The sequence below is a fragment of the Pseudomonas kermanshahensis genome (assembly GCF_014269205.2).
GTDB lineage: Bacteria > Pseudomonadota > Gammaproteobacteria > Pseudomonadales > Pseudomonadaceae > Aquipseudomonas > Aquipseudomonas kermanshahensis.
In genome coordinates this window covers 4,232,377-4,258,676 of sequence record NZ_JABWRY020000001.1, presented here as the reverse complement: position 1 = coordinate 4,258,676, position 26,300 = coordinate 4,232,377, and the positions used below count along the sequence as shown (strand labels likewise).

At 62.9% G+C, this 26,300-nt stretch carries 26 protein-coding genes; 15 read left to right on the top strand and 11 right to left on the bottom strand.

Going from position 1 to position 26,300, the window contains the following annotated elements; genetic code table 11:
• The first annotated feature begins 183 nt into the window (after positions 1 to 183).
• Positions 184 to 1,065: a DMT family transporter gene (locus HU764_RS19200; RefSeq protein WP_186681965.1), complete on the top strand. Its 882-nt coding sequence runs from the start codon at positions 184 to 186 to the stop codon at positions 1,063 to 1,065.
• A gap of 10 nt (positions 1,066 to 1,075) precedes the next feature.
• On the opposite strand, the gene HU764_RS19195 is transcribed toward HU764_RS19200, so the two are convergent.
• Together HU764_RS19195 and HU764_RS19190 are read right to left on the bottom strand one after the other, a co-directional pair.
• Complete coding sequence (locus tag HU764_RS19195) at positions 1,076 to 1,534, bottom strand: DUF4265 domain-containing protein (protein WP_186704197.1); 459 nt, start codon at positions 1,532 to 1,534, stop codon at positions 1,076 to 1,078.
• A gap of 13 nt (positions 1,535 to 1,547) precedes the next feature.
• Complete coding sequence (locus HU764_RS19190) at positions 1,548 to 2,423, bottom strand: EamA family transporter (RefSeq protein ID WP_186704196.1); 876 nt, start codon at positions 2,421 to 2,423, stop codon at positions 1,548 to 1,550.
• Positions 2,424 to 2,560: 137 nt separating this feature from the next.
• On the opposite strand from HU764_RS19190, the gene aceK reads away from it, so the two are divergent.
• On the top strand, positions 2,561 to 4,276 hold the full coding sequence (aceK, locus tag HU764_RS19185; protein WP_186704195.1) for a bifunctional isocitrate dehydrogenase kinase/phosphatase: 1,716 nt from the start codon (positions 2,561 to 2,563) through the stop codon (positions 4,274 to 4,276).
• A gap of 54 nt (positions 4,277 to 4,330) precedes the next feature.
• Here aceK and HU764_RS19180 read toward each other — a convergent pair whose 3' ends face one another.
• Positions 4,331 to 5,191, bottom strand: coding sequence for a DUF6279 family lipoprotein (locus HU764_RS19180; protein WP_186704194.1), 861 nt, complete (start codon positions 5,189 to 5,191; stop codon positions 4,331 to 4,333).
• A gap of 131 nt (positions 5,192 to 5,322) precedes the next feature.
• Between HU764_RS19180 and HU764_RS19175 the strand changes: the two genes are divergently transcribed.
• Positions 5,323 to 6,159, top strand: coding sequence for a CvfB family protein (locus tag HU764_RS19175; protein WP_027593169.1), 837 nt, complete (start codon positions 5,323 to 5,325; stop codon positions 6,157 to 6,159).
• Here the strand turns inward: HU764_RS19175 and HU764_RS19170 are convergent, their stop codons facing one another.
• Both HU764_RS19170 and HU764_RS19165 read right to left on the bottom strand, forming a co-directional pair.
• Entirely contained in the window at positions 6,160 to 6,540 is a 381-nt protein-coding gene (locus HU764_RS19170) for a hypothetical protein (protein ID WP_027593168.1), read from the bottom strand.
• Between the two features lie 224 nt (positions 6,541 to 6,764).
• Positions 6,765 to 8,237: a right-handed parallel beta-helix repeat-containing protein gene (locus tag HU764_RS19165; protein WP_186704193.1), complete on the bottom strand. Its 1,473-nt coding sequence runs from the start codon at positions 8,235 to 8,237 to the stop codon at positions 6,765 to 6,767.
• A gap of 229 nt (positions 8,238 to 8,466) precedes the next feature.
• Between HU764_RS19165 and HU764_RS19160 the strand changes: the two genes are divergently transcribed.
• The 3 genes from HU764_RS19160 to def all read left to right on the top strand — a co-directional run bounded on the left by HU764_RS19160 (position 8,467) and on the right by def (position 10,378).
• A complete protein-coding gene (locus tag HU764_RS19160; protein ID WP_027593166.1) occupies positions 8,467 to 8,646 on the top strand; it encodes a CsbD family protein in 180 nt (59 codons plus the stop codon).
• 245 nt (positions 8,647 to 8,891) lie between these two features.
• The gene (locus HU764_RS19155) at positions 8,892 to 9,845 is read left to right on the top strand and encodes a YihY/virulence factor BrkB family protein (protein ID WP_027593165.1); all 954 of its coding nucleotides are present in this window, start codon (positions 8,892 to 8,894) and stop codon (positions 9,843 to 9,845) included.
• On the top strand, positions 9,842 to 10,378 hold the full coding sequence (def, locus tag HU764_RS19150; protein WP_027593164.1) for a peptide deformylase: 537 nt from the start codon (positions 9,842 to 9,844) through the stop codon (positions 10,376 to 10,378). Before HU764_RS19155 ends, def begins: the two co-directional genes overlap by 4 nt.
• On the opposite strand, the gene HU764_RS19145 is transcribed toward def, so the two are convergent.
• Complete coding sequence (locus HU764_RS19145) at positions 10,333 to 10,737, bottom strand: GNAT family N-acetyltransferase (protein WP_338109087.1); 405 nt, start codon at positions 10,735 to 10,737, stop codon at positions 10,333 to 10,335. The genes def and HU764_RS19145 overlap by 46 nt on opposite strands.
• A gap of 340 nt (positions 10,738 to 11,077) precedes the next feature.
• On the opposite strand from HU764_RS19145, the gene HU764_RS19140 reads away from it, so the two are divergent.
• The gene (locus tag HU764_RS19140) at positions 11,078 to 11,335 is read left to right on the top strand and encodes a DUF2790 domain-containing protein (RefSeq protein ID WP_027593162.1); all 258 of its coding nucleotides are present in this window, start codon (positions 11,078 to 11,080) and stop codon (positions 11,333 to 11,335) included.
• 66 nt (positions 11,336 to 11,401) lie between these two features.
• Here HU764_RS19140 and HU764_RS19135 read toward each other — a convergent pair whose 3' ends face one another.
• The gene (locus HU764_RS19135) at positions 11,402 to 12,748 is read right to left on the bottom strand and encodes an aminotransferase-like domain-containing protein (RefSeq protein WP_477749794.1); all 1,347 of its coding nucleotides are present in this window, start codon (positions 12,746 to 12,748) and stop codon (positions 11,402 to 11,404) included.
• A 91-nt stretch (positions 12,749 to 12,839) separates the two neighbouring features.
• Between HU764_RS19135 and HU764_RS19130 the strand changes: the two genes are divergently transcribed.
• The 6 genes from HU764_RS19130 (at position 12,840) to HU764_RS19105 (ending at position 17,540) form a co-directional block, all read left to right on the top strand.
• Positions 12,840 to 13,805: a threonine dehydratase gene (locus HU764_RS19130; protein ID WP_027593160.1), complete on the top strand. Its 966-nt coding sequence runs from the start codon at positions 12,840 to 12,842 to the stop codon at positions 13,803 to 13,805.
• A 106-nt stretch (positions 13,806 to 13,911) separates the two neighbouring features.
• A complete protein-coding gene (locus HU764_RS19125; RefSeq protein WP_186681948.1) occupies positions 13,912 to 14,556 on the top strand; it encodes a LysE family translocator in 645 nt (214 codons plus the stop codon).
• Positions 14,557 to 14,980: 424 nt separating this feature from the next.
• The gene (locus HU764_RS19120; protein WP_027593158.1) at positions 14,981 to 15,406 is read left to right on the top strand and encodes a YybH family protein; all 426 of its coding nucleotides are present in this window, start codon (positions 14,981 to 14,983) and stop codon (positions 15,404 to 15,406) included.
• A gap of 44 nt (positions 15,407 to 15,450) precedes the next feature.
• Complete coding sequence (locus HU764_RS19115) at positions 15,451 to 15,795, top strand: YciI family protein (RefSeq protein ID WP_027593157.1); 345 nt, start codon at positions 15,451 to 15,453, stop codon at positions 15,793 to 15,795.
• A gap of 21 nt (positions 15,796 to 15,816) precedes the next feature.
• Positions 15,817 to 16,302, top strand: coding sequence for an SRPBCC family protein (locus HU764_RS19110; RefSeq protein WP_027593156.1), 486 nt, complete (start codon positions 15,817 to 15,819; stop codon positions 16,300 to 16,302).
• Positions 16,302 to 17,540, top strand: a complete 1,239-nt coding sequence (locus HU764_RS19105) for an RNA polymerase sigma factor (RefSeq protein WP_186681946.1) — start codon at positions 16,302 to 16,304, stop codon at positions 17,538 to 17,540. The genes HU764_RS19110 and HU764_RS19105 overlap by 1 nt, the downstream gene beginning before the upstream one ends.
• A 142-nt stretch (positions 17,541 to 17,682) precedes the next feature.
• On the opposite strand, the gene HU764_RS19100 is transcribed toward HU764_RS19105, so the two are convergent.
• Together HU764_RS19100 and HU764_RS19095 are read right to left on the bottom strand one after the other, a co-directional pair.
• A complete protein-coding gene (locus tag HU764_RS19100) occupies positions 17,683 to 18,153 on the bottom strand; it encodes a MaoC family dehydratase (protein WP_099430159.1) in 471 nt (156 codons plus the stop codon).
• A gap of 34 nt (positions 18,154 to 18,187) precedes the next feature.
• A complete protein-coding gene (locus HU764_RS19095; RefSeq protein ID WP_186681944.1) occupies positions 18,188 to 19,132 on the bottom strand; it encodes an alpha/beta hydrolase in 945 nt (314 codons plus the stop codon).
• A 229-nt stretch (positions 19,133 to 19,361) separates the two neighbouring features.
• Here HU764_RS19095 and fadD2 point away from each other — a divergent pair, with 229 nt between their 5' ends.
• Together fadD2 and fadD1 are read left to right on the top strand one after the other, a co-directional pair.
• The gene (gene fadD2, locus HU764_RS19090) at positions 19,362 to 21,050 is read left to right on the top strand and encodes a long-chain-fatty-acid--CoA ligase FadD2 (protein ID WP_186681942.1); all 1,689 of its coding nucleotides are present in this window, start codon (positions 19,362 to 19,364) and stop codon (positions 21,048 to 21,050) included.
• A 264-nt stretch (positions 21,051 to 21,314) separates the two neighbouring features.
• The gene (gene fadD1, locus HU764_RS19085) at positions 21,315 to 23,012 is read left to right on the top strand and encodes a long-chain-fatty-acid--CoA ligase FadD1 (RefSeq protein WP_186704191.1); all 1,698 of its coding nucleotides are present in this window, start codon (positions 21,315 to 21,317) and stop codon (positions 23,010 to 23,012) included.
• Positions 23,013 to 23,114: 102 nt separating this feature from the next.
• On the opposite strand, the gene HU764_RS19080 is transcribed toward fadD1, so the two are convergent.
• A complete protein-coding gene (locus HU764_RS19080; RefSeq protein ID WP_186681938.1) occupies positions 23,115 to 24,422 on the bottom strand; it encodes an NAD(P)/FAD-dependent oxidoreductase in 1,308 nt (435 codons plus the stop codon).
• 25 nt (positions 24,423 to 24,447) lie between these two features.
• Positions 24,448 to 25,812 (bottom strand): glutamine synthetase family protein, encoded by a 1,365-nt coding sequence (locus HU764_RS19075; protein ID WP_099455886.1) that lies wholly within the window; start codon positions 25,810 to 25,812, stop codon positions 24,448 to 24,450.
• Between the last annotated feature and the right edge of the window lie 488 nt (positions 25,813 to 26,300).

Sequence of the window (26,300 nt, the reverse complement as noted above, 5' to 3'; positions counted from 1 at the left end):
CTACCCACCACCTGTCAGTGGCGTTGTAGGCGGCGTAGCTCCGCCTCTTTGCGTGGTCGTGCTGGGCTGATCGGCTTCTGGCCGCTGCCCACCGCACTCGCAACCTACTGAACACGGTCGGCTACTTCCCTCGCTGAAGCGTACGCCCTCCGTTCGGCTCATTCGCCCGAAAGGTGGCAATACATGTCTGTCATTTCCAAAGCATCCGTGGCCTCGGCGGCCACCACCAGCCTGTTCGTCTTGCTGTGGAGCAGCGGGGCAATCGTCTCCAAGCTGGGCCTGGCGCACGCCAGCCCGTTCGCTTTTCTGTTATTGCGCTCGGCGCTGGCCCTTGCGGGCCTGTTGATGATCGGCCCCTTGTTGGGCCTGCGTTGGCCGCGCAGTCGTGGGGCGGTGCTGCGCGCCCTGGGCACCGGCTGCGTGTTGCTGGGGGCCTACCAGATCTTCTATCTGTTGGCGCTCAATACCCATGTCACCCCTGGCGTGATGGCCACGGTGATGGGGGTGCAACCGATCCTCACCGTAGTACTGATGGAGCGTCAGCGTTCCTGGAGCCGGCTGTTCGGCCTGGGGCTGGGCCTTGCTGGCCTGGTGATGGTGGTCTATCAAAGCATCAACCTGGGTGGGGTGTCCCTGGCCGGCATGCTGTTCGCGCTGCTGGCGCTGGGCAGCATGACCTTGGGTTCGATCCTGCAGAAACGCATCACCGACAACCCCATGGGCACCTTGCCGTTGCAGTACCTGGCAGGGTTTGCCCTGTGCGCGCTGTTCGCCCCCTTGCAGCCGTTGCACGTGCAGTGGACCGGCGGCTTCGTCGGTGCACTGCTGTGGATGGGGCTGGTGGTGTCGTTGCTGGCCACCCTGCTGCTGTATCGCCTGATCGCCAAGGGCAATCTGGTCAATGTCACCAGCCTGTTCTACCTGGTGCCTGCGGTGACTGCGGTGATGGACTTCCTGATCTTCGGCAACCGTTTGGCAGCGCTGAGCCTGCTGGGGATGGGGCTGATCGTGGTGGGCTTGCTGTTCGTGTTCCGCAAGCCGGCTGCGCGGTTGGCGGAGGCGTAAGCGTAGCGCGCTAGCGAAACTCTTCGGGGATGGTGTGCCGCAGCACGCCTTCCTCGAAGTCCAGCAGGTCGGCTTCGCGTTGGGTCAGCAGGTAGTAGAGCAAGGTGTCGAGCGCGCGCAGCGAGGGGACTTCGACGGCAAGCATCCTCACCGCCTGTTCTGCTTCGCAATTGCAGCCGAAGTCTTGCAGGGCTGCGCGCACCTGGTCGAGGGTTTCTGGTGGCTTGACGATCACCCGGAACACCGAGCGGCCGCTGCTGATGCGCAAGCTGTCGAACCAGGTTTCACCGCTGTCCTCCCGCGTGTCGATGATGTCGCCCGGCGCAATGCCGTAGACATAGAACGGGATGCCATCGACTTGGTAGCCGCCCTCGACTGCCTTGGCCCACAGGCCCTCGACCGAGGCCGGCGGGTAACCGTCTGCGTCCTGCACCAGGCGGAACAACACCTTCTTGTATGCACTGTTCATCGTATGCCCCGCTTCAATGGCGCGTCGGCCGCAGCACCAGCCACAAGGCCGCGCCAATCAACACACCGCCGTACAGGTGCGCCATCGACAGCGGCTCATCCAGCAACCATGCTCCCCACAATACGCCGAATACCGGGATCAGGAAGGTCACGGTGCTGGCTTTGACTGGGCCGATTTCTTCGAGCAGGCGGAAGTACAGGATGTAGGCGAATGCGGTGCACAGCAGGCCCAACCCGAGCAGCGACAGCCATACCTGCCAGCCGCCCCAGCTGGCAGGGGGCTGAGCCAAGGCGCTCCAGGCGAACAGCGGGCTCAGCAGCAGCGTAGCGCCGAGCATGCTGCCCAGGGCCGAGAGGCGGCTGTCCAGGCCGCTGACCCAGCGGCGGGCGAGAAAACCGGCGAAGCCATAACAGGTGGTGGCCGCCAGGCAGGCGAGGGCGCCTTGCAGCAAGGCCAGGTCCAGGGCGACGGGGCCAGCGCCGCTGAGAATGCCGACGCCGAACAGGCCCAGGAAGATGCCGCAGAGCTTGGGCAGGGTCATCGGTTCACGGAAGAACAGCACGCCGATCAGTACGCCCATCAGCGGTGTGGTGGCGTTGAAAATCGCCGAGTAGCCAGCTGGCAGTACTTGCGCGGCCACGGAGTAGAACGTCGCCGGGATGCCCGAGTTGATCATGCCCAGCACCAGGCAGGCGCCGAGCTTGCCTTGGAAGTCCCAGCGTACCCGCGCGGCGGCGACGATGGCGAACAGGCCCAGGCAGGCGATCGACACGCGGAAGAACGCGGTCGGCACGGTGCCGAGTTCGGGGGCGATGATGCGCATGAACAGGAAACTCGCCCCCCAGACAGCGGCAAGGGTCAGCAGGCGGGCTAGGGCAATGGGGGTCACAACGGTCTCCGGGTTTTGGGCAGGGCGCGAGTTTACGCCAGGGGGGAGTGGGATTCTTGTGCTTTCTTGCGCTGTGAATCTAGGCGGGCTGTGGACCGGCTAAGCTGTATCTCTCACCCTGCACCGAGATGCCCTGCATGTCCCAGCACTGGCCTGCCAGCGAAATCGCCCGGATGATCCTCGATGGCTTCGATGACTACCGCGAACACTTTCGGCGCATCACCCTCGGCGCCCGTGAGCGCTTCGAGCAGGCGCGCTGGCAAGACATCCAGCGCGCAGCGGCGGCGCGTATCAACCTCTACGAAGAAAAGGTGGCCGAGGCCAACGGCCGGCTACGGCAGAGCGTTGCCGATGAGGTGCTGCTGGATGTGGAGCAGTGGCCGCTGGTCAAGAGCGCCTACATCCACCTGATCGACCCACGGCTCGACGACGAGTTGTCCGAGACCTGGTACAACTCGCTGTTCTGCAGCCTGTTCAGCCATGACCAGATCAGCGACGGCTGCATGTTCATCCACACCACCCGGCCTTCCATGCGCAGCCACGAGCGCGCGGCGCAAACCCGCACCTATCAGCTTGAGGACGGGCTCAAGGGCCTGCTGCGGGCGATCTTCGCCGATTACCCATTCGATGTGCCCTATGGTGACCTTGAGGGCGACCTGACGCGGCTGGAAGAACAACTGCGCGAATGCCTGCCGGACTGGGTGTGCAAGGACCCGGCCCTGGCGGTCGAGCTGTTTTCGCCAGTGTTGTACCGCAACAAGGGCGCCTACCTGGTCGGCCGCCTGTACACCCCCGACGAGCAGTGGCCGCTGGTGATCCCTTTGTTGCACCGCGAAGGCCATGGCATCGAGGCCGATGCGCTGATCACCGACGAGGCGGAGGTGTCGATCATCTTCTCCTTCACCCGCTCTTACTTCATGGTCGATGTGCCGGTGCCGGCGGAGTTCGTCAACTTCCTCAAGCGCATCTTGCCCGGCAAGCACATTGCCGAGTTGTACACCTCGATCGGTTTCTACAAGCATGGCAAGTCGGAGTTCTACCGGGCGCTGATCAACCACCTGGCCAACAGTGACGACCGCTTCATCATGGCGCCTGGGGTGCGGGGGATGGTCATGAGCGTGTTCACGTTGCCGGGCTTCAATACCGTGTTCAAGATCATCAAGGACCGCTTTTCACCGTCGAAAACCGTTGACCGTGCCACGGTGATCGACAAATACCGCCTGGTGAAAAGCGTCGATCGGGTAGGGCGCATGGCCGATACCCAGGAGTTCGCCGATTTTCGCTTTCCGCGCAGCAAGTTTGAACCAGAATGCCTGGCCGAGCTGCTGGAAGTGGCGCCGTCCACGGTTGCCCTGGAAGGCGACACGGTGCTGATCCGCCACTGCTGGACCGAGCGGCGCATGACGCCCCTCAACCTGTACCTGGAGCACGCCAGTGAAGGCCAGGTGCTCGAAGCGCTGGAAGATTACGGCTTGGCCATCAAGCAACTGGCGGCGGCGAACATCTTCCCCGGCGACATGTTGCTGAAAAACTTCGGCGTCACCCGCCATGGCCGGGTGGTGTTTTACGACTATGACGAAATCTGTTTTCTGACCGAGGTGAACTTCCGCCATATACCGCCAGCGCGCTACCCGGAAGACGAGATGTCAGGCGAGCCGTGGTACTCGATCGGGCCGCATGACGTGTTCCCCGAAGAGTTCCCGCCGTTTCTGTTTGCCGATATGGGCCAGCGGCGTTTGTTCAGCCGCTTGCATGGCGAGTTGTATGACGCGGATTACTGGAAAGGTTTGCAGGCAACGATTCGCGACGGGAAGGTGATCGATGTGTTCCCGTATCGGCGTAAGGTGCGGTAACCGCTGGGGCTGCGCTGCGGGCGCAAACTATCAGCGCCACGCACGTCTGGGGTTTCAGCCCTTCAGGCACTTCAACTCGCTGAAATCGGTGCGCACCTTGCTCAGTCGCGCCTGCAGTAGCTGACGCTGCTCCGGGGTGCTCAAGTGCATCAGGTCGACCAGCAACCTGCGTGCTTGCAGCTCGGTGTTCTGGTAGGCGATGCGGTACTCCGGGGTCCACAGGCTCTCTTTGCGCTGCAGCAACTGCGCCAGGCGCGGTTCGAAGCTGGCATCGCTGCGTTTGTCCATCGCCAGCACCAGCTGTTGCTGCCAGTGGGCACGGTTGGCGATCCACTGGCGGTTCTGATCGCCCAGCGCCTGTGACCAGCTCAGCACGCGTAGCCGTTGCGCTGCATTGAGCTCACCCAGCCAGGGCGTCAGGCGTTTTTCCATGCGCTCGGCGCGGCGGGCAATCTGCTTGGGCAAAGGCGTATCGACATACTGCTTTTGCCGTTCGCTGATGTCGTCGCGGAACGCCTCGCGCATTTCCGCCACCTGCGCGTCGCTCATGCCACGCAGCAGTTCGGTGGCGGAGGGGGTGATTTCTTCGGCAACCCGGCCAATCGCCTCGCGCGCTTCGCGGGTGCGCTGCTGCAACGCCTGGTCGGTCACCTGGTCTTCGGCGACCATGGCCCGCACCCGGTCCAGCCAGTCGAGGTAACTGGGCAGTTGGGTTTTGCAATGCCAGGCCAGGTGCTGCCTGAGCCGCTCGTCGAGCAGCACCTTTTGGTCGCGGTTCATGTCCAGGTAGTCACCGAGCGACCACGGCACCAGGCGGTCCAGGTTGCGGTAAGCCAGGTCGATGCGGCTGCACGCGACCAGGGCCAGGGCGAACGCGACGGTGATGAGCAGGGGCTTGAGCAGGCGTCGAGGCATGTGCTGATCCTTGCAGTGGCTGGCCAGTCGGTAGACGCAAGGGGGAAGATGACGGTTCCACCGAATCAGCGGTCGGGCAGTACGGTGGCTTCAGGTGTAGAATAGCCGTCTTGTCTTGAGGAACATCGGAAATGGCTCTGCTTGGGCGTTACAACAGTTTGCAAATCGTTAAACACGTGGAATTCGGCCTCTACCTGGACGGCGGCGCCGATGGCGAGATCCTGCTGCCGGGGCGTTACATCCCGAAGAACGCCGAGACCGAGGTAGACGATTGGTTGAACGTGTTCATCTACCTGGACAGCGAAGACCAGCTGATTGCTACCACCGAGAAGCCCAAGGTGCAGGTCGGTGAGTTCGCCAGCCTCAAGGTCAAGGACATCAATGGTGCCGGTATCTTCCTCGACTGGGGCCTGTCCAAGGACCTGCTGATGCCTTACTCGGAAGAGTTGCGGCCACTGAAGATCGGCGACTACTGCGTGGTGCACGCGTACCTCGACAAGCGTACCCGCCGCATCACCGCGACCGCGCGCCTGGACCGCTACCTGGACCGTACCCCGGCCGATTACCAGGTCGGCCAGCCGGTTGAGCTACTGGTGGCCGGCGAGACGCCGATGGGCTTCAAGGCGATCATCAACAACCGCCACTGGGGCCTGATCCACAAGAACGAGGTGTTCAAGTTCCTGCGTTCGGGGATGCACGAGAAGGGCTTCATCAAGGAAATCCGCCACGACGGCAAGATCGCCCTGAGCCTGCAACCGGTGGGCGCTGCCCTGGCTGACAGCCTGCAGGAGCAGATCATGGCGCGCCTGGACGCCGAAGGCGGTGTGCTGCCGGTGTGCGACAAGAGCGACCCGGCAGTGATCACCAAGCTGTTCAACGTCAGCAAGGGCAACTTCAAGAAGGCCATTGGTGCGTTGTTCAAGCAAGGCCGCATCGTCATCCATGACGATCGCATCGAGCGGGTCTGATCAGGCCTGCACGAACGTACGGAAGTCCAGCTGCTCGCCGCCCGGGCGGGTGTCGCGCAGCAGCGAGTCGCGGTCAGCGCTCAGGGCCAGGCTGATGGTCGAACGGCGTTTGCCTGGCTTGCGCACTTCCATCTGCTCCAGGTGAGCCTTGAGGAAGTTGGTCGGTACTTTCAGGTGCTGCAGCTCATCGCTGTCCGGGGTGTGCAGCAGCAGGTTGACCCAATCGGGCTGGCCTTTGCCCAACAGCGCTACTGGCACTTCGAACCACCACAGGTTGCGTTTGGGGTCGAGTATGGCGAACAGGGTGTTGCTGCTGGTCAGTACGGGCCGGGCCAGTGCTTCATTGCGCCGGGCGATGGCGGCGGGTTTGTCGAGTTTCATGCAGGTTCCTGCGGGTTGACGCGTAATAAGGCCTGCATTGTGAGGGGTGGCGGTTAGCTGAGCAAGGTTTGCCAGTTGCTTTGCCTGGGCCGGCCTCTTCGCGGGGCAAGTCGGATCGCCGCACCGCCGCTCCCACAGGTACTACACCGTCCTTGAGAACATTGCAGTACCTGTGGGAGCGGCGGTGCGGCGATCCGACTTGCCCCGCGAAGAGGCCATTTGCCTCAGCGACTAACCGGCCGGCTCAACTCGGAGGTCGCCCCATCGGCCGTGGTCACCGTCGCGGTAAAGCTGCGCAACCCGCCGATATTCTCCAGCGGATGGGCAAACCGCGCCTGCCCCTGGGCATCGCTGTTCACCAGCACTTCCCCAAGATACTGCTCCGCTTCGCTGCCCGCAGCCTGCGCATTGCCGAACAACTCGACGCGCAACAGGCTCGACGCCGGCCCCTGCACCTCGCCGCGAATCACATTCCCCTCAAGCGCAATCAGCCGAGGTGGCTGCTGGTTGTGGTTAGGCAACGGTTGGCAAGGCTTGGGTTCGCCCTTGGCATCGCAGATGATCGCTTGGTCCTTCTTCGCCAGCTCCGCACCCACCCCGCGCGACCCTACATACAACGCATGCGCCTGCGCCGGCACGCCGAAGACGATGGCGCCGGTGCGCTGGTTTGGCACGCAGGAGCCACCGGCCTCGCAGCGGCGGATGTCCTGGCTGTTATTCCAGATGCGGTTGGCGCTCAGGCGTGTGGCGGTGACGCTCGGCTCTGGGCGCAAGGCCACGCCGATGCGGTTGCCGTGGATCAGGTTGCCATCGAGGATGTTGCCCTCGCCGGTGACGCTGACGCCGATCGAGTTACCGGTGAAGGTGTTGGCGCCCAGGTAGTTGCGGTTGCCCCAGTTGATCTGCAGGCCGTCCGAGTAGTTCTCGAAACGGTTGCGCACCACCGTGTTGTCATTGCCCAGCAGAATCTCGATGCCCTGGGACGGCTCGGGGTTGGCCGGTGTGGAGCGGAACAGGTTGTCCGCCACCAGGTTGAAGGCCGCACCACGCGTCAGCTCCAGGCCGTCGCCGTTGTCGATCAGCTGGTTGCGCAGCACCTTGTTGTTGACCGTGCTGGTGGCGGTGGGGTTACCGGCGCCGTCGTCACCGGTGAGCATGATGCCGGCGCCGCCTTTGTTGGCAATGACGCGGTTGTCTTCGATGACGTTGCCGCTGGCGCGGTTGACCAGAATGCCGATGCAGAAGTTGCGCACTTCCAGGCCGCTCAGGTGCACGCCTTGGGTGTCGCGCAGCACCAGGCCCGGGTGGGTTGTGGTGCGTACGTTGGTGCCGAACTGGCCGGGCAGGGCGCCGGGGCAGGTGTGCACGCCCTGGTCTTTGATATAGCCCGAGCCGTCGATGGCGATGTACTGGCCGTCGCGGGCCCAAGCCAGGCCGGTAATGCTAACCGGGCCTTTGATTTCAGGCAGCGCGCGCGTGGGTTTAATCACATAGGGCGCCTGGCCCACCGCGGCAATCTCGATGCGGTAGTGGCCGGGGTTCTGGTTGCTGGTCTCGATCGCCCAGCGCAAGCTGCCGGGTTGACCGTCATCGGCATAGCGCTCGACGCGCAGGGCTTCGGTGACGGCCGGCGAGGCGGCGAGGGCAGGCAGGGGGAGCAGTGGCAGCATGGCCACGAGCACAGGCATCAAACGCATGGGGCGGGTTTTCCGATAAGTCGTTGTTTTTATTGCAGGCGGTCGTATGCGGGGATTCTAGGGCAGGCAATCGGCCCTGCGCAGGTGGTTGGCGGGAATTGGTGCGGTATTCGCCCGCAGATTTGCCGCTCGGCTTGATCGTGGCAAATTGGTTGAAACTCTTGCGAAGGGCCTCAGGTCCACAGACTGTCGACACGGTTCACGTGTCTCCATTTGCAGGAGTTTTGCCATGAGCGGTACTAAAGACAAAGCGAAAGGCTTGGCCAACGAAGCAATCGGTAACGTGAAACAAGGCGTCGGCAAAGTGACCGACAATGAAAAGCTCAAGGCCGAAGGCAAGGCGCAGGAACTGAAGGGTGAAGCCCAGCAGATCAAAGGCAATGTGAAGGACGCTGTGAAAAAGCCTTGATGCATCCTGCCCTGTTCGCCAGGGTATAGGCGTCGCCCTGTAGGAGCAGCCTTGTGCTGCGAAGAGGCCAGTGATAGCAATGAATATTATGTAAGTTGCTACCGGCCTCTTCGCAGCGCAAGGCTGCTCCTACAAGGATTGTGTTTAACGTAGGCATTTTCTTTTAAACCCTCGGGAGCAGCACAGCAACGGCGTGGTCTATTAGACTTGTCTGTTGTATCGATCGAGCGGCGAAAGGAGACGCTATGATTTTTTCCGCCCTGCAAGGTTTGCCCTTGCACCGCGTGCTGGTGCGCACCGTCAAAGAGTTTCTTGACGACGAGATGTCCACCTATGCGTCCGCGCTGGCCTACCAGATGCTGTTTTCGCTGTTCCCCTTCCTGTTGTTTCTGATTGCCTTGATCGGCTTTCTGCATTTGCCAGATTTCTTCTCCTGGTTGCGCCTGCAATCAGAATTGGTGCTGCCGCCCCAGGCTCTGGAACAGGTGAACCCAGTGATCGACCAGTTGCAACAGTCCAAGGGTGGGCTGTTGTCGGTGGGTATCGTGATTGCCCTGTGGACAGCCTCGGCAGGTGTGCGGCTGATGATGAGCGCCATGAACGCCGCCTACGACGTACCCGAAGGCCGCCCAGTATGGAAGCGCATTCCGCTGTCCATCTTCTACACCGTGGGCATCGCCGTCATGCTGCTGGCCGCCGCCGCGTTGATGGTGCTGGGGCCGCAGGTGATGGAGTGGATTGCCGCCCAGGTTGGCATGCAGGAAGTCATCGTCACGGTGTGGACCATCCTGCGCTGGCCGGCAATCATCATCCTGATGATGGTGGCGGTGGCGCTGATCTATTACGTGATGCCCGATGTTAAGCAGAAGTTTCGCTTCATCACCCCAGGCTCGGTGCTGGCCGTGGTGGTGTGGATCGTCGCCTCCCTGGGCTTTGCCTACTACGTGAAAACCTTTGCCGATTACAACGCCATGTATGGCAGCATCGGTGCAATCATCGTCCTGTTGCTGTATTTCTACATTTCTGCTGCCGTGCTGTTGCTTGGCGCGGAAATGAACGCCGTGATCGAACACATGTCGGCCGAGGGCAAGAACCCTGGCGAAAAGGATTTCGACGGCGATAAGCCCAAGGAAACCATCACTGTGCTCGGCCATGAACACCCCGTCGAGCCGCAAACCACCGAGCCGAATCCCCGATGATCCGTGACATTCTCAAGATGGGCGACGAACGCTTGCTGCGCATCGCCCCGCCGGTGCCCCCGCAGATGATCGGCAGCGCCGAACTGCAGCAACTGATCGACGACATGTTCGAAACCATGCGCCATGTCGGGGGTGTGGGTTTGGCTGCGCCGCAGATCGGCATCGACCTACAACTGGTCATCTTCGGCTTCGAACGCAGCGAGCGTTACCCGGATGCCGAACCGGTGCCGCAGACCATTCTGCTCAACCCGCTGATCACGCCGATGTCGAGCGAGGTCGAAGACGGTTGGGAGGGCTGCCTGTCGGTGCCCGGCCTGCGCGGCGTGGTACCGCGTTACCAGCACATTCGCTACGAAGGCCTCGACCCTCAGGGCAACCCGATCAACCGCTTTGCCGATGGCTTCCATGCACGTGTGGTGCAGCACGAATGCGACCACCTGATCGGCCGGCTGTACCCCTCGCGCATCCAGGATTTCGCCAAATTCGGTTACACCGAGGTGCTGTTCCCCGGGCTGGACGCCAGCGACGATTGACCGCGCACCAGGGCCACCAAGCGCTTGCTGCGTTGGTAGCGCTGCAGGCGCGCGACCAGGGGCTCGGGTAGCGTTTGCGCATCATCGAAGCCCAGGCGCTGGTAGAAGGGCACAAGGTCGGGGTGGCAAAACAGCCAGGTCGGCCCAGCCGCTTGCGCCAACGCACTGTCGATCAGCCGCCCAGCGATACCCTGGCCACGCTGTGACGGGGCGACGAACAGCCCGGTCAGCCAGAAGCCATCGCCGACAGCGGTCAGGCTCAGGCCTGCAATGATGCCGCTGGCCCGCGCCACCCACAGCGCAGCATCACTTGCTGCGCGCATTGGCGAGCCGTGCTGGCGGTAGAAGTGATCGAGCAGGCGACGTTCCGTGTCTGGCAGCTCGGAGCAATGCAGATAATCAGAAATGGCGTGTATCCCTTGTTTAAACGGCCAAGATGGGCAGGTAGATGCCAGAGGCTCTATCCCACTGTTCCTAACCCATTATGTCGCAGATTGTTGCAAAACCGGCAAGGGTGAATATCCGACTTCGGGGTTCAACTATTGCAAACCGGGAGTAGACTTTTACTCATCCCACCAGCAGTACGACGAAGCGGGATCGGTACTTCGTGTCATCTTTGCAGTCGATGACAACTTCTCCGCGCCAGTGACGGCATTAGAAGTCAATCGATCAGCTTGATTGTGTTATAGGCAAACTCACATGAAACCATTACTGATTCTTGCATTGGTCGGTATGTCCTCGTTCGCCCTCGCCGATGAGGTCAAACCTGTCTCCAACGAGCCCGTGGCCCAGCAATACGACTACTCCATGAACCTGGATATCAAGCGGGTCATCAACCTGTCGACCATCCCCAATGTCTGCGAAGTAGTGCCTGCGACCATGACCTACGAAGACCACCAAGGCCAGGTGCACACTATTCAGTATCGCGCCATGGGCGAGGGTTGCCAGCAGGGTTGATACTGCAACGCCAACCGCCTCTTCGCGCCGAGCCGTCGCGAAGAGGTGGCCAGGCTGGTCTCGGTGTCATGGGCTGGACATTACCTGGCGCACCACCTCCAGCCCGCGCTTCAGCTCGGCCCGGCTAGCCGCCGCCGACAGGCTGATACGCACCGCCTGCACCTCGGTCGCACCCATGGCGAAGACACTGGCCGGGACGATTTCCACACCCTGCTCGCGACACCGTCTTACCACCCGCTCCGCACCCTGCGGTGTGGCCAACCATGCGTGAGGTGAAGGCTGCGCTGTGTTGTGCAGCCCATCGCCCAGCAGCCTTCGCGCAAGGCGCCAACGCTCGGTAATTTCCGCCCGCTGCCAGGCCAGCCGCCGCGCAGCCGTACCGTCTTCGATCCACTGGCAGGCGATGTGCAGGTTCAACGGCGATACAGGCCAGTGGCTGGCCTGGGCATGCGGGTCGACCTGTGCCAGCAACTGAGGGCTGGCCACGATCCACCCCAGGCGCAACCCGGCAGCCACGGTCTTGGACAAGCTACTGATGAAAATCCCTTGCTCGCCCAACAGGGGGTAGAGCGGCGGCCTGTCGCTGAGTGCGCCATAGACATCGTCCTCGATCACCAGCAGCCCCAGGCGTTTGACGACCGCAGCGAGCGCTTCGCGGCGAGCGTCATCCATGCAGGTGCCGGTAGGGTTGTGCAGGGTGGGTGTGGTCACCAGCACACGGGCACCGCTGGCGCGGGCGACCCGGTCAAGGTCGTCGGGGCGCAGGCCTTGGCTGTCCAACGCCACACCATGCACGGGCAAGCGCAACTGCCGGCAGGCCGCCTTGATGCCGGGTGCGGTCAAGGCTTCGAGCATGACCGGCTCACCGGCCTGGCAGAACGACTGCAGCACCAGGGTCAGTGCCTGTTGCGCACCGCTACTGAGCAGCAGTGCATCCGGGGGCAGGGCCAAGCCGCGATTGGCCAGCCATTGCGCGCCATGAATGCGGCCCAGCAGTAACTGCTCGGGCCCCAGGTAATGATCCAGCAGGCCACTCTCGTGCCGTTCCAGCAGGTTACGCAGGCTGCTTTGCAGGTCCTGATTGTGCGGGTCGGCCACCGGGACGTTGGTCGACAGGTCAATCAACGGCTGTTGCCCATCGTGATGCTTGAGCCGAAACAGCGTCGCTTCCTTGCTGCCGGCCAGCACGTAGGTGCCGCGGCCGACTTCACCTGCCACCAGGTGGCGCGCGGCAGCTTCACGGTAGGCCTGCTGGGTGGTGCTGGGGTTGAGGTCGAGCTTCCAGGCCAGGCGCCGCTGGGGTGGCAGGCGGTCGCCGACCTTGAGTTCGCCACGCGCTATGGCGTCGGCAATAGCATCGACCAAGGCCAGGTAGCGGGGTTGGTCATCATCCACAAGCGTTGGGATCCACACGAAATTGCTACCCATGCAATATAAGGTTGTACCCATACAATGCCCGGCGCTTAGGATCGGATCAACCACCTAACGATGAGGGATGATCGCCATGTTCGACTTGAAAGCCCTGCGCGAAGCCGCCGATTTCGTTCACCAGCATGTGCCCGCAACGCCCCAGCACGCCTGGCCTTTGCTGGCCGAGCGGCTGGGCTGCCAAGTGTGGGTGAAACATGAAAACCACGCGCCCACTGGGGCGTTCAAAGTGCGCGGCGGGTTGGTCTACGTGCGTTCGCTGCTGGCGGATGGCGCGCCGCCCCGTGGCCTGGTCACCGCCACGCGCGGCAACCATGGCCAAAGCATGGCACTGGCCGCACGCCAGGCGGGCATACCCTTGGTGATCGTCGTGCCCGAAGGCAACTCCACCGAGAAGAACGCCGCCATGCGCGCCCTGGGTGCCGAGCTGGTAGAGCACGGTGTCGATTTTGATGTGGCCCGTGAAGAGGCGGCCCGGCTGGCTGACGAATTGGGCTACATGATGGTGCCATCGTTTCACCCGGAGCTGGTACGCGGGGTAGCCACCTATGCCTTGGAACTGTTCGAGGCCGTGTCTGAGCTGGACTGTGTATACGTGCCTATCGGCATGGGGTCGGGCATCTGCGGGCTGATCCAGGCACGCAACCTGCTGGGGTTGAAGACCGAGATCGTGGGGGTGGTGTCTAGCGCGGCCGATGCCTATGCGCAAAGCTTCGAGCGCGGGCGCATCGTCACCACTGCCACTGCCGACACCTTCGCCGATGGCATGGCCTGCCGGGTACCGCACCCGGAGGCGTTCGCCTTGGTGTGCGAGCATGCCGCGCGCATCGTGCGGGTGAGTGACAGTGAAGTCGCCGAAGCCATGCGGGTGTACCACGAGGCCACGCATAACACCGCCGAAGGTGCGGGCGCTGCGGCGCTGGCGGCGTTGATGCAGGAGCGCGAGCGGCAAGTGGGCCGGCGGGTGGCCGTGGTGCTGAGCGGGGCGAACGTGGATCGCGCGCGTTATGCGCGCGTGCTGGCGGGTGATGAAAAATCCTGAGTATTCGAGCAGGCGGCCTTTGCCTGATCGAACACTTCTTCTTCCCATCCCCTGATCACTCGTGGCAGGCTCTACGGCGCTTAATTGGCCGGTCATCGAGTGCTCAATGCCTTTCTCCAATGGTTTTCTCCTCAGCCTGTCCCTGTGTCTGGACATCGGCATCGCCAACATCGCCATGATCACCTTGGCCATGCAGCGTGGTTTTCTCAAAGGTTTCTGGCTGGGGCTGGGGACCTGTGTGGGGGATTTGATCTATGCCGTTGCCGCACTGGCCGGGATGACCGTGCTGCTGCAGTTTGAAAGCGTGCGCTGGGCCTTGTGGCTGGGCGGTTCGGCGCTGCTGGTGTGGTTCGCAGTGAAGATGCTGCTGGCGGCGTGGCGCGGTGGGCACATGGACACGCGGGCAGACGTGGTGGTGGACTCGGGCTGGCGCGAGTTCTTGCGCGGGATCTTTTTGGCCATGTCCTCACCCACCGCGATTTTGTGGTTCGCGGCGGTGGGTGGGGTGCTGATTTCCCGTTCCGGTGGTGGTAGCTTGCTGGAGGCCGGGTTGTTCCTCAGCGGCTTTTTTGCGGCGGGGTTGGTCTGGTGCCTGAGCCTGTGCGGCATTGCCAGCCACGGAGGGCGATTGCTGGGGGATCGATTGCTGACCTGGTCGTACCTGCTGTCGGCGGCGATTTTCTGCTATTTCGCGGTTTACGTGATTGTTTCGGGGTATCGCGAGTTCATTCTCGCCAGCCCTGGGGTGTAGGCAGGGTGCATGCCTTGGGTCTTTCAGCGCCTGGGAGATCGAGCGCCGCCCGCGCGGCGCTTCGCAGCACAAGGCTGCTCCCACATCTGTTTCGGGCCAATTATTCCTGAGGCATTAGCGCGCCGTCCCTAGGCGCCTGACACGATATCGAGTCGAACAAACAAGGCGGTCGCGCGCCTCTCTCACAGGCTTTACTGGCCGGAAATAGATGTGGGAGCAGCCTTGTGCTGCGAAGCGCCGCGCCGGCGGCGCTCGATCTCCCAGGCGCTAAATATCCCGAAGCAAACACCTGGTAGCCCTCACCCAACCTCAAGCCCATTTATTTTCACCGGCCTGTCGATTTCCCCCGCTACCGTTCGACTAACAGTTGAAGGCACAGGCCCCACCTGTGCCCAAACCTGACAAACGATCGGAGGCCCCCCCGATGAGCACCGCAGCCGAAAACGAACTCCGCCAATTGATCGACCGCTGGATGCAGGCCGTGCGCGACCGTGACATCCCCGGCATCACTGCGCCCTATGCCGACGACATCGTCGCCTTCGATGCCATCAAAACCCTGCAATTCAAAGGCAAGGCTGTTTACCAGGCCCACTGGGAAATGTGCATGGGCCTGTGCACCGGCCCGATGATCTTCGAGCTGGCCGAGCTCACCGTATACGCCGACGGCGACCTGGGCCTGGCGCACTGGTTGAACCGCTGCGGCCCGTCGGACGACGAGAGCCAATGCGGCTTCATGCGCGCCACGGTCGGCTATCGTCGCCAAGGCGGGCAATGGCAAGTCATCCATGAACACTGGTCGGCACCGTTCGACATGGAAACGCAGAAAGCCCTGTTCGATCTGAAGCCCTGATCTGATATCGCCAAACGCACTTTGCCAATGCCCTGGAGGCGACCATGAAATACCTGTGCCTGGTCTATTGTGACGAAGGGCTGCTGCACAGCCTGCCCGACAGCCCGGAAGACGCCGAATGCATGGCCTATGCCGAGGCGTTGCAGGGCGCTGGGCGCATGCTCGCGGCCGAGGCGCTCAAGCCGGTGCAAACCGCCACCACGGTGCGTGTGCGCAGTGGGCACATGAGCCTCACCGATGGCCCGTTCGCCGAAACCAAGGAGCAACTGGCCGGCTTTTATCTGGTAGATGCCCGAGACCTGAACGAGGCGCTGAACATCGCCAAAGGCATCCCCGCCGCAAGGGTCGGCAGCGTTGAAGTGCGACCTGTGCGCGAACTGCAACCCTGACACTCACGGAGAACCACCAGCATGAGCCTTGCACACCCTGCGCAAGCGCAGCACGAGTTGTCCATCAGCCGATTGATCGACGCGCCCCCGGCCAAGGTGTTCCGCGCCTGGACCGAGCCCCAGTGGCTGATGCAATGGTGGGGGCCGCACGGCATGACCACCCCGGAATGCGAAATGCAACTGTGGGTCGGTGGCCTGTTCCGCACCCTGATGCGGGCCCCGGATGGCACCGAGTACCCGACCCAGGGCGTGTTCCTGGAGATTGCCGCGCCGAGGCGCCTGGTGTTTACCGACGCCTTCGGGCCGGGCTGGGTACCTTCTGACAAAGCGTTCATGACCGCTGTGGTGACCTTCGACGAGGAGCACGGCAAGACCCGTTACACCGCCCGCGCCTGGCATTGGAGCGCCGCCGACAGCCGAGCCCATGAGGAAATGGGCTTTCACCAAGGCTGGGGAGAAAGCCTGGACCGCCTGGTGGAGGTGGTGACCCAGCGGATGCCGGACTGATGGCAGGGCTGGCGCAGGTGCGCGCCGAAGTCGAGGCGGTGTACCGTCGCGATTCGCGGCGCATCCTGGCGACCTTGATCCGCTTGTTGGGCGACTTCGACCTGGCCGAGGAGGCCATGCACGATGCGTTCTTCATCGCTGTTGAGCGCTGGCAGCGCGATGGTATCCCCGCTAACCCTCGGGCATGGCTGGTGTCGACCGGCCGCTTCAAGGCCATTGATGCGTTGCGCCGACGTGCCCGCTTCGACCGCTCTCAGGCGGACCTGATCATGCTGCTGGAAGGCCAGGTGCAAGACCCCAGCGAAGAAGCGTTGCTCAGCGATGATCGCCTGCGGCTGATTTTTACCTGCTGCCACCCGGCCTTGGCCGCCGACGCGCAGGTGCCGCTGACCCTGCGCGAGGTCTGCGACCTGACCACCGAGCAGATTGCCCGGGCGTTTTTGCAAAGCCCGGCAACCATCGCCCAACGCATCGTGCGCGCCAAGGCCAAGATCCGCGACGCGGGCATCCCCTACCAGGTGCCGGCGCTCGATGAGTTGCCCGAGCGCCTCGAGAGCGTGTTGCGGGTGATTTACCTGGTGTTCAACGAAGGCTATTCGGCCTCGTCCGGCGACGCCTTGCTGCAGCAGGACCTGACAGACGAAGCGATCCGGCTCGGCCGCCTGCTGGGGCAATTGTTGCCAGACCCGGAGGTGATCGGCTTGCTGGCGCTGATGCTGTTGCAGGCATCGCGGCAGCGTGCGCGCATCGACGCGCAGGGCAACCTGGTGGTGCTTGAACAGCAGGACCGCAGCGTGTGGGACCGTGAGCGCATCAAAGAAGGCTGTGAGCTGGTGCGCCATGCCCTGCGAAGCCGCAGCTATGGCGCCTATACCGTGCAGGCGGCCATAGCCGCGGTGCATGCCGAGGCGGCCACGGCGGATGACACGGACTGGGACGAGATCGTCGGGCTGTACGACGTGTTGCAACGGCACTGGCCGTCGGCGGTGGTGGCGCTCAACCGGGCAGTGGCGCTGGCGAAACGGGATGGGCCGCAGGTGGGGTTAGCGGCGGTTGAAGCGATCCTGGCGGCGGGTGAGCTGCACGACTATCACCTGGCGCATGCGGCAAGGGCAGAGTTGCATGCTCAACTGGGCCATGTCGAAGAGGCCCGTGCGGCATGGCAGCAGGCGTTGGCGTTGACCCGGCAGGCGCCGGAGCGGCGGCATATCGAGCGGCGGCTCCAGGCACTGAAATGAGCGGGCAATACTGCCCTTGTGGGAGCGGGCTTGCCCCGCGAAGGGGGCACGGGGTGCAGGGCACCGGCTTCGCCGGTGTTCGCGGGGCAAGCCCGCTCCCACTCAATCAAGGGGCGGGCCTTGCGAGGAAACCGCGCTGAAATCAGCTGGCCACGAAATTCGGTGGCGATACCAGCTCGACCGTCTGCTGCTTGCGCGGCGCCAGGATCTCGGCCTCGCCCTCGACCACCAGCTCATCGTTCTGGTTGTACACATTGGTGGCGATCCGCACCTTGAACTTCGGCAGCTTCTCGAGGATTTCCAGGCGCACGGTCAGGGTGTCGCCAATCTTCACCGGCTTCTGGAAGCTCATCTTCTGGCCCAAGTAGATGGTGCCAGGGCCAGGCAGCGTGCACGCCACCGCCGCACTGATCAGCGCGCCGCTGAACATGCCATGGGCAATGCGCTCACGGAACATGCTCTTGGCCGCGAACTCGGCATCCAGGTGCACCGGGTTGTGGTCACCGGACATCGCGGCGAACAGCTGGATGTCACGTTCTTCCACAGACTTTTCATAGGTGGCTGTCTGGCCGACTTCAAGGGCTTCGTAAGGCGTGTTGGTGACCTGGGACATCGGGGCTTCCTTAAGCGGTGGGCGAGGGCGGCTATCATTCACTGCGCGCAGGGCGGCCAAGGGCCAGCGCCTGTTCGAGCCAGCCGAGAATATCGGCGGTGACCTCGTCACGGTTGGTTTCGTTGAGCACTTCGTGCCGTGCCTCTGGGTAGATGCGCAGCTGTACATGCTGGTTGCCGGTCGCGCGTAACGCGTCGGCCAGATGGGTGAGACGCTTGCCGGTACTGACCGGATCACATTCACCGCCAATCACCAGCAGGGGCAGGTTCGGATCGATCTGCGCGAGGTTACTTGCCTGGCTGATCTGCGCCAAGCCTTGCAGCAGGTCGAGCCACAACTGGTTGCTGCAGCGAAAGCCACACAGGGGGTCATTCACGTACTGGTCCACTTCGCCAGGGTCGCGGCTCAGCCAGTCGAAGGCGGTGCGGTTGGGCTTGAAGGCTTTGTTGAACGAGCCGAACGACAGCCACTCGATCAGCGCGCTCTTGCCCAGCGGCCCTTGGCGCCAGGCCTCGACCCGGGCGATCAGCCGCGCCACGCGGTACAGCGCCGCGGGCTGGAAGTTCGAGCCGCTGAGGATCGCCCCGTGCAGGCTGGCGCTGTGGTGCAGCAGGTACGCCTGGGCAATGTAGCTGCCCATGCTGTGGCCGAACAGGAACAGCGGCGTGCAGGGGTATTGCTGGCCGATGTGCTGGGCGAGCAAGCCGAGGTCATTGACCACGGCATTCCAGCCATGATGGCGGGCGAACAGGCCGAGGCTGCCCAGCTCGGCGGTGCGCCCGTGGCCGCGCAGGTCGGGGGCGAACAGGGCGAAGCCGGCCTCGCTCAGCGCATGGCCCAGGCGCTGGTAGCGCCCGGCGTGCTCAGCCATGCCATGGGCCAGCAGCACCACGGCCTTGACCGGCGTGGCCGGCAGCCATTGGTGTACGTATAGGCTGCAATGCTCGCTGGCGGGCAGCCAGAAGGCGTCGTGGGGCATGGCCGGTCCTTTGCGCGGGAGTACGAGCACAGTGTATGCGCAACCGGCTGGATTGCAGGAAGGGCACAAATAAGATTCACAATGTTAATGGCGGAGCTTGGCGTATATGCCGCCTTGGGCTTACCTGCTAACGTCGGTTAAACGCCTGTTTGCCATTGGCGATCAGGTCAAAGGACTAAACGACCCGCTACACCTCCCGCAGCAGGTCCAGGCAGAGGAACAATAATAAATGCAAGCCGACTTCTGGAATGACAAGCGCCCGGTGGGCGTGCCTTCCACCATCGACATCCATGCCTACACCTCCGTCGTCGAGGTGTTCGAGCGCTCTTGCAAGCGCTTCGCCGACCGCCCGGCGTTCAGCAACCTGGGCGTGACCCTGACCTACGCCGAGCTGGAACGCCATTCGGCAGCCTTTGCCGCCTGGCTGCAGCAACACACCGACCTGGTACCGGGCGACCGCATCGCCGTGCAGATGCCCAACGTCCTGCAGTACCCGATTGCGGTCTTCGGCGCGTTGCGTGCCGGGCTGATCGTGGTCAACACCAACCCGCTCTATACCGAGCGTGAAATGCGCCACCAGTTCAAGGACTCCGGCGCCCGCGCGCTGGTTTACCTGAACATGTTCGGCAAGCGCGTGCAGGAGGTGCTACCCGATACCGGTATCGAGTATTTGATCGAGGCGAAGATGGGCGACCTGCTGCCCGCCGCCAAGGGCTGGCTGATCAACACCGTGGTCGACAAGCTGAAGAAGATGGTGCCGGCCTATCAATTGCCCCAGGCGGTGTCATTCAAGCAGGTGCTGCGCGAGGGCCGCTCGCTGAGCCACAAGCCGGTGCCGCTGAGCCTGGACGATATCGCCGTGCTGCAATACACCGGCGGCACCACCGGCCTGGCCAAGGGCGCGATGCTCACCCATGCCAACCTGGTGGCCAACATGCTCCAAGTGCTGGCGTGTTTCTCGCAGCACGGGCCAGACGGGCAGAAGATGATCAAAGAAGGCCAGGAGGTGATGATCGCGCCGCTGCCGCTTTATCACATCTATGCCTTTACCGCGAATTGCATGTGCATGATGGTCACCGGCAACCACAATGTGTTGATCACCAACCCGCGGGACATTGCCGGCTTCATCAAGGAGTTGGGCAAGTGGCGTTTTTCCGGCCTGCTGGGGCTCAACACGCTGTTCGTCGCGCTGATGGACCACCCTGGCTTCCGGCAACTGGATTTTTCTGCGCTGAAGGTCACCAACTCCGGTGGCACCGCGCTGGTCAAGGCCACCGCCGAGCGCTGGGAGAGCCTCACGGGCTGCCGCATCGTCGAAGGTTATGGCCTGACCGAAACCTCGCCGGTCGCCAGTACCAACCCTTATGGCCAGTTGGCGCGTCTGGGCACGGTGGGTATCCCGGTGGCAGGCACGGCGTTCAAGGTAATCGACGACGACGGCAACGAACTGCCGCTGGGCGAGCGGGGTGAACTGTGCATCAAGGGCCCGCAGGTGATGAAGGGCTATTGGCAGCAACCCGAGGCCACCGCGCAGACCCTGGACGCACAAGGCTGGCTGAAGACGGGTGATATCGCGGTGATCGACCCGGACGGCTTCACCCGCATCGTCGACCGCAAGAAGGACATGATCATCGTCTCGGGTTTCAACGTGTACCCCAACGAGATCGAGGACGTGATCATGGGCCATCCGCAGGTGGCCAACTGCGCGGCCATCGGTGTGCCGGACGAGCGTTCTGGCGAGGCGGTGAAACTGTTCGTGGTGCCGCGCGAGGGCGGCTTGAGCGTCGATGAGCTGAAGGCGTACTGCAAGGCCAATTTCACCGGCTACAAAGTGCCCAAGCACATCGTGCTGCGCGAGTCGCTGCCGATGACCCCGGTGGGCAAGATCCTGCGGCGCGAGTTGCGTGATATCGCCTGACAGCGATGCAGGACACCTCTGGAACGGGCCTTTTGGCCCGTTTTGTGACATTTTGGATAAATACTCTAAAAATGACTTGTATCGTTCATTGAGTCATTTTTGTGACCGTGAGGCCTGTTTTGGCCTCTAGGCGACCCCTGGCAAAGCTGTTACTCTCGGGCCGCTTTCAGATGATCCGGTTTGCAATGAGCCGCCATCACATATCAATAATAAGCGCATCGACGCGTGAATCGAACTTCGCTGTTGCTGAAGGAGTGGGCTTCCATGATCGAACATTTTTGGAAGGATAAATACCCAGCCGGGATTACGGCGGAAATCAATCCTGACGAATTCCCCAATATCCAGGCGGTACTCAAGCAATCCTGCCAACGCTTTGCCGACAAACCGGCCTTTAGCAACCTGGGCAAGACTATCACTTATGGCGAACTGTATGCGCTGTCGGGGGCGTTTGCCGCCTGGCTGCAGCAACACACCGACCTGAAACCGGGTGATCGCATTGCCGTGCAACTGCCAAACGTCCTGCAATACCCGGTAGCGGTATTCGGCGCCATGCGTGCAGGGCTGATCGTGGTCAACACCAACCCGCTGTATACCACGCGGGAGATGGAGCACCAGTTCAACGATTCCGGTGCCAAGGCGCTGGTGTGCCTGGCCAACATGGCCCACCTGGCCGAAAAAGTAGTGCCCAAGACCCAGGTCAAGCATGTCATCGTCACCGAAGTGGCCGACCTGCTGCCGCCGCTCAAGCGCCTGCTGATCAACAGTGTGATCAAGTACGTCAAGAAGATGGTGCCGGCCTATGACCTGCCGCGTGCCGTGCGCTTCAACGACACCCTGGCGCTGGGCAAGGGCCAGCCGGTCACCGAGGCCAACCCGCAACCCAACGATGTCGCCGTGCTGCAATACACCGGCGGTACCACGGGCGTGGCCAAGGGCGCGATGCTGACCCACCGCAACCTGGTGGCCAACATGTTGCAATGCCGGGCGCTGATGGGTTCGAACCTGCATGAAGGCTGCGAGATCCTGATCACGCCGCTGCCGCTTTACCACATCTATGCCTTTACCTTCCATTGCATGGCAATGATGCTGATCGGCAACCATAACGTGCTGATCAGCAACCCGCGTGATTTGCCGGCGATGGTCAAAGAGCTGAGCAAGTGGAAATTCAGCGGCTTCGTTGGCCTCAACACCTTGTTCGTCGCCCTGTGCAACAACGAGGGGTTCCGCGCGCTGGACTTCTCTGCGCTGAAAATCACCTTGTCTGGCGGCATGGCCCTGCAATTGAGCGTGGCCGAGCGCTGGAAGGCCGTTACCGGTTGCGCCATCTGCGAAGGTTACGGCATGACCGAAACCAGCCCGGTGGCGGCCGTCAACCCGTCCGAGGCGAACCAGATTGGCACCATCGGTATTCCGGTGCCTTCGACGCTGTGCAAGGTCATCGACGACAGTGGCAATGAACTGCCGCTGGGCGAGGTGGGTGAGCTGTGCATCAAGGGCCCGCAAGTGATGAAGGGCTACTGGCAGCGCGAAGACGCCACTGCCGAAATCCTCGACAGCGCGGGTTGGCTCAAGACCGGCGACATCGCGTTGATCCAGCCGGACGGCTACATGCGCATCGTCGACCGCAAGAAGGACATGATCCTGGTCTCCGGTTTCAACGTGTACCCCAACGAGCTGGAAGACGTGCTGGCCGGCCTGCCAGGTGTGCTGCAGTGTGCGGCCATCGGCGTGCCGGACGAAAAGTCGGGCGAAGTGATCAAGGTGTTCATCGTGGTCAAGCCGGGCATGACCGTGACCAAGGAGCAGGTGATGGAGCACATGCGCGCCAATGTCACCGGCTACAAGGTGCCGCGCTACATCGAGTTCCGCGATACGTTGCCGACCACCAACGTGGGCAAGATCCTGCGCCGTGAGTTGCGCGATGAAGAGCTGAAGAAGCAAGGGCTCAAGAAGATCGCTTGAGCCTGGATTCTGGGCTGGCTTTGCTGGCCCTTTCGCGGGCAAGCCCGCTCCTACAGGTATCTCACTGTAGGAGCGGGCTTGCCCGCGAAAGGGCCGGTGAAATCAGCGCAATTTCTCGAGCATCTGGTAGTACCACATCCCCGCCGCCAACAGCGGATTCCCCAGCAAGTCCCCCATCGGCACCCGCACGTGCTTGCACTGCGCAAAGGTGTCGAACTTCTCCAGTGTCCCGGTCAGCGCTTCGGCCATGATCTCGCCCATGATGTGGCTGGTGGCAATGCCATGCCCGGAGTAACCCTGGCAGTACCAGACATTGTCCGAGAGCTTGCCCAGTTGCGGGATGCGGTTGACCACGATGCCCATGGCGCAACTCCACTGGAACTCGATCGGCACCCCTTTGAGCGCCGGGAAGGTGCGTTCGATGCAGGGCCGTAGTTCACCTTCGATGTCGCGTGAATCACGCCCGGAGTAGTTGGCGCCGCCGCCAAACAGCAAACGCTTGTCGGCGGTCAGGCGGTAATAGTCGAGGACAAAGCGGCAGTCATACACCGCCAGGTCCTGCGGGTTGATCTGCTCGGCCAGTTCACCCAGCGGCGCTGTGGTAACGATGCCGCCCATGGCCGGGAAAATCTTGCCCTTGAGCGTGCGTTGCTCCAGCTTGTGGTAGACATCGCCGGCCAGCATCACCTGGCGGGCTTCGATGCGCCCCTCGGCGGTCACCACTGCCGGGCGCGGGCCGTGGACGATGTCCAGCACCTCTGAATGCTCGAAGATCAACGCGCCCAGGCTGTGGGCGGCGCGGGCCTCGCCCAGGCACAGGTTGAGCGGGTGCAGGTGCAGGTTGCGGCGGTTTTTCAAGGCACCCAGGTACAGCGGGCTCTGCAGGTGCTGGGCCATGGCGCTGCGGTCGAGCATCTCGACCTGATCGCCCATGCCGCGACGCTCCGCCTCGGCCGCGAAACCGCGCAGTTCGTTCAAGTGCGACGGCTTCATCGCGGCATGCAGGTGGCCGCGCTTGAGGTCGCAGTCGATGCCGTAGCGTGCCACCCGTTGTTCGATGACCTGGTGCCCGCGCCAGCGCAGGTGCCAGATGAAATCATCCACCTCGCTGCCCAGGCGATCGCGCATCTGCGTGCGCATGGCTTCGTCGCCCGACAAGCTGCCGGTCACCTGGCCGCCATTGCGCCCACTGGCGCCCCAGCCGATGCGGTTGGTTTCGACAATGGCCACCTTCAGGCCGCGCTCGGCCAATTCCACGGCGGTGGCAACGCCGGTGAACCCACCGCCGATAATGGCCACGTCGACGTGCACGGTGCCCTTGAGGGTCGGGTACTGCGTGTGGTCATTGAGGGTGGCGCTGTAATAGGACGGCGCGCGTTGGGCCGGTCCCTTGTTCAATGCTGCGTTCATGGGTGTTCCTTGTTATGAATGGGGCTCAGGCCTGGTGCAGGTACCAGCGCCAGTCCTGTTCGCTGACTTCGGCCATGAACTGGCGGTATTCGGCGCGCTTGACCTTCAGGTACACCCCAAGAAATTCAGCGCCCAGTGCCTCCCGGGCCCAGCCCGAATGCTGCAGGGCATCCAGGGCGGTCAGCCAGTCGGTGGGCAAGTGCTCGGTGGCCTGGGCATAGCCGTTGCCTTCAACGGGGGCGCCGGGGTCCAGCTGTTCACGGATGCCGCGGTGGCTGGCGGCGAGGATGGCCGCTGCGGCCAGGTAAGGGTTGGCATCGGCACCGCAGATGCGGTGCTCCACGTGTCGGCTGTTGGCCGGGCCGCCCGGTACGCGCAGGCTGACCGTGCGGTTGTCGACGCCCCAGGTGGGCGCCAGTGGCGCGTAGCTGTTGGCCTGGAAGCGGCGGAACGAGTTGGCATTGGGGCAAAACAGCAGCAGCGAATCGCGCAGGTAGCGCAGCATGCCGGCCACCGCTTGGCGCAACAACGGCGTACCGGCCTTGTCCTCGCTGGCGAACAGGTTGTTGCCGGCGCTGTCGGCCAGGCTCAGGTGCATGTGCATGCCGGTGCCGGCCAGTTGTGCAAAGGGTTTGGCCATGAAACAAGCCTGCATGCCATGCGCATGGGCCACGCCTTTGACCAGGCGCTTGTAGCGCACGGCCTGGTCCATGGCCAGCAGCGCATCGCCGTGCTCAAGGGTGATTTCCACCTGGCCAGGTGCGTACTCGGAGATCGCCGTGCGGGCGGGGATACCCTGGGCTTTGCACGCGGCGTAAAGGTCGGCGAGGAAGGGCTCGATCTGTTCCAGTTCACGCAGGCCATACACCTGCGTACTGCGCGGGCGCCCACCGTCGTTGTCCAGAGCCGGCTGCGGGCGGCCCTGTGCATCGCGTTTTTGGTCGAGCAGGTAAAACTCCAGTTCACACGCCATCACCGGGTGGTAGCCATCGGCCTTGAGCGCTTCGACAGTGCGCAGCAACACATGGCGTGGGTCGGCAATGCTCGCCGGCAGGCCTTCGCTGGGGTGCATGCTGACCTGCACGGCAGCGGTGGGTACGCGCCGCCAGGGCAGGCGCACCAAGCTGCCTTCCAGCGGGTAGGCGCGGCAGTCGATGTCGCCAACGTCCCAGACCAGGCCAGAGTTTTCGACGTCATCGCCATTGAGGGTCAGGCCCAGGATGGTGCTGGGCAGCGGGCGGCCGGTCTGGTAGACCGCCAGCAGTTCCTCGCGGTGCAGCAGCTTGCCGCGGGGGACGCCATTGGCGTCGAGGATGAACAGCTCGAACAGCTCGATATCGGGGTTGTCGGCCAGGAATTGGCTGGCGTGCTCTACGGGTGCAAAGTGCATGATGAATTCGCTCACGGGCGCACAGGGCCACCGCGCATGCTGGCGGCCCAGTTGAGTCAAACGGCCAGGCGGTGGCCGGGTTGGGTCACAATGGCGTGAGCGAAGTGTCCGGTGGGCGCGCGTGACGGCAGTGCCACAAAGCCCAGAAGGCGAGGATGATGTGGACCAGCGGATTTTCCCCAGCACGGCTCCTGGCCTTCGGCAGCGAAGGGCGGGACGACGGTGGGGCGATAGGCTGGGCGGGAGTCATGCCTTTGATACTCACATGCGGCGTAAGGTTGATTAAAGCAGTGAATGGCAACCTTTACATCAGCCTTCACTAAACATAGCGCGCCCGCCTGATCGTTGTAGGAGCAGCCTTGTGCTGCGAAGAGGCCGGTGATAGCAACCGACATCACCTTTGTTGTCACCGGCCTCTTCGCAGCACAAGGCTGCTCCACACACAAAGGTGCGGCCAGCGCGGACAGCAAAGAACCCTCAAATCTGCG

Excerpts from the sequence above, each read along its gene's own strand:
- HU764_RS19080 (WP_186681938.1), bottom strand. The coding sequence starts at position 24,422 with ATGAACGCAGCATTGAACAAGGGACCGGCCCAACGCGCGCCGTCCTAT.
- HU764_RS19075 (WP_099455886.1), bottom strand. The coding sequence starts at position 25,812 with ATGCACTTTGCACCCGTAGAGCACGCCAGCCAATTCCTGGCCGACAAC.
- aceK (WP_186704195.1), top strand. The coding sequence starts at position 2,561 with ATGTCCCAGCACTGGCCTGCCAGCGAAATCGCCCGGATGATCCTCGAT.
- HU764_RS19170 (WP_027593168.1), bottom strand. The coding sequence starts at position 6,540 with ATGAAACTCGACAAACCCGCCGCCATCGCCCGGCGCAATGAAGCACTG.
- HU764_RS19200 (WP_186681965.1), top strand. The coding sequence starts at position 184 with ATGTCTGTCATTTCCAAAGCATCCGTGGCCTCGGCGGCCACCACCAGC.
- HU764_RS19095 (WP_186681944.1), bottom strand. The coding sequence starts at position 19,132 with ATGCCCCACGACGCCTTCTGGCTGCCCGCCAGCGAGCATTGCAGCCTA.
- HU764_RS19125 (WP_186681948.1), top strand. The coding sequence starts at position 13,912 with ATGCCTTTCTCCAATGGTTTTCTCCTCAGCCTGTCCCTGTGTCTGGAC.
- HU764_RS19115 (WP_027593157.1), top strand. The coding sequence starts at position 15,451 with ATGAAATACCTGTGCCTGGTCTATTGTGACGAAGGGCTGCTGCACAGC.
- HU764_RS19180 (WP_186704194.1), bottom strand. The coding sequence starts at position 5,191 with ATGCCTCGACGCCTGCTCAAGCCCCTGCTCATCACCGTCGCGTTCGCC.
- HU764_RS19140 (WP_027593162.1), top strand. The coding sequence starts at position 11,078 with ATGAAACCATTACTGATTCTTGCATTGGTCGGTATGTCCTCGTTCGCC.
- HU764_RS19110 (WP_027593156.1), top strand. The coding sequence starts at position 15,817 with ATGAGCCTTGCACACCCTGCGCAAGCGCAGCACGAGTTGTCCATCAGC.
- HU764_RS19120 (WP_027593158.1), top strand. The coding sequence starts at position 14,981 with ATGAGCACCGCAGCCGAAAACGAACTCCGCCAATTGATCGACCGCTGG.
- HU764_RS19195 (WP_186704197.1), bottom strand. The coding sequence starts at position 1,534 with ATGAACAGTGCATACAAGAAGGTGTTGTTCCGCCTGGTGCAGGACGCA.
- HU764_RS19165 (WP_186704193.1), bottom strand. The coding sequence starts at position 8,237 with ATGCGTTTGATGCCTGTGCTCGTGGCCATGCTGCCACTGCTCCCCCTG.
- fadD2 (WP_186681942.1), top strand. The coding sequence starts at position 19,362 with ATGCAAGCCGACTTCTGGAATGACAAGCGCCCGGTGGGCGTGCCTTCC.
- fadD1 (WP_186704191.1), top strand. The coding sequence starts at position 21,315 with ATGATCGAACATTTTTGGAAGGATAAATACCCAGCCGGGATTACGGCG.
- HU764_RS19160 (WP_027593166.1), top strand. The coding sequence starts at position 8,467 with ATGAGCGGTACTAAAGACAAAGCGAAAGGCTTGGCCAACGAAGCAATC.
- def (WP_027593164.1), top strand. The coding sequence starts at position 9,842 with ATGATCCGTGACATTCTCAAGATGGGCGACGAACGCTTGCTGCGCATC.
- HU764_RS19175 (WP_027593169.1), top strand. The coding sequence starts at position 5,323 with ATGGCTCTGCTTGGGCGTTACAACAGTTTGCAAATCGTTAAACACGTG.
- HU764_RS19155 (WP_027593165.1), top strand. The coding sequence starts at position 8,892 with ATGATTTTTTCCGCCCTGCAAGGTTTGCCCTTGCACCGCGTGCTGGTG.
- HU764_RS19105 (WP_186681946.1), top strand. The coding sequence starts at position 16,302 with ATGGCAGGGCTGGCGCAGGTGCGCGCCGAAGTCGAGGCGGTGTACCGT.
- HU764_RS19130 (WP_027593160.1), top strand. The coding sequence starts at position 12,840 with ATGTTCGACTTGAAAGCCCTGCGCGAAGCCGCCGATTTCGTTCACCAG.
- HU764_RS19100 (WP_099430159.1), bottom strand. The coding sequence starts at position 18,153 with ATGTCCCAGGTCACCAACACGCCTTACGAAGCCCTTGAAGTCGGCCAG.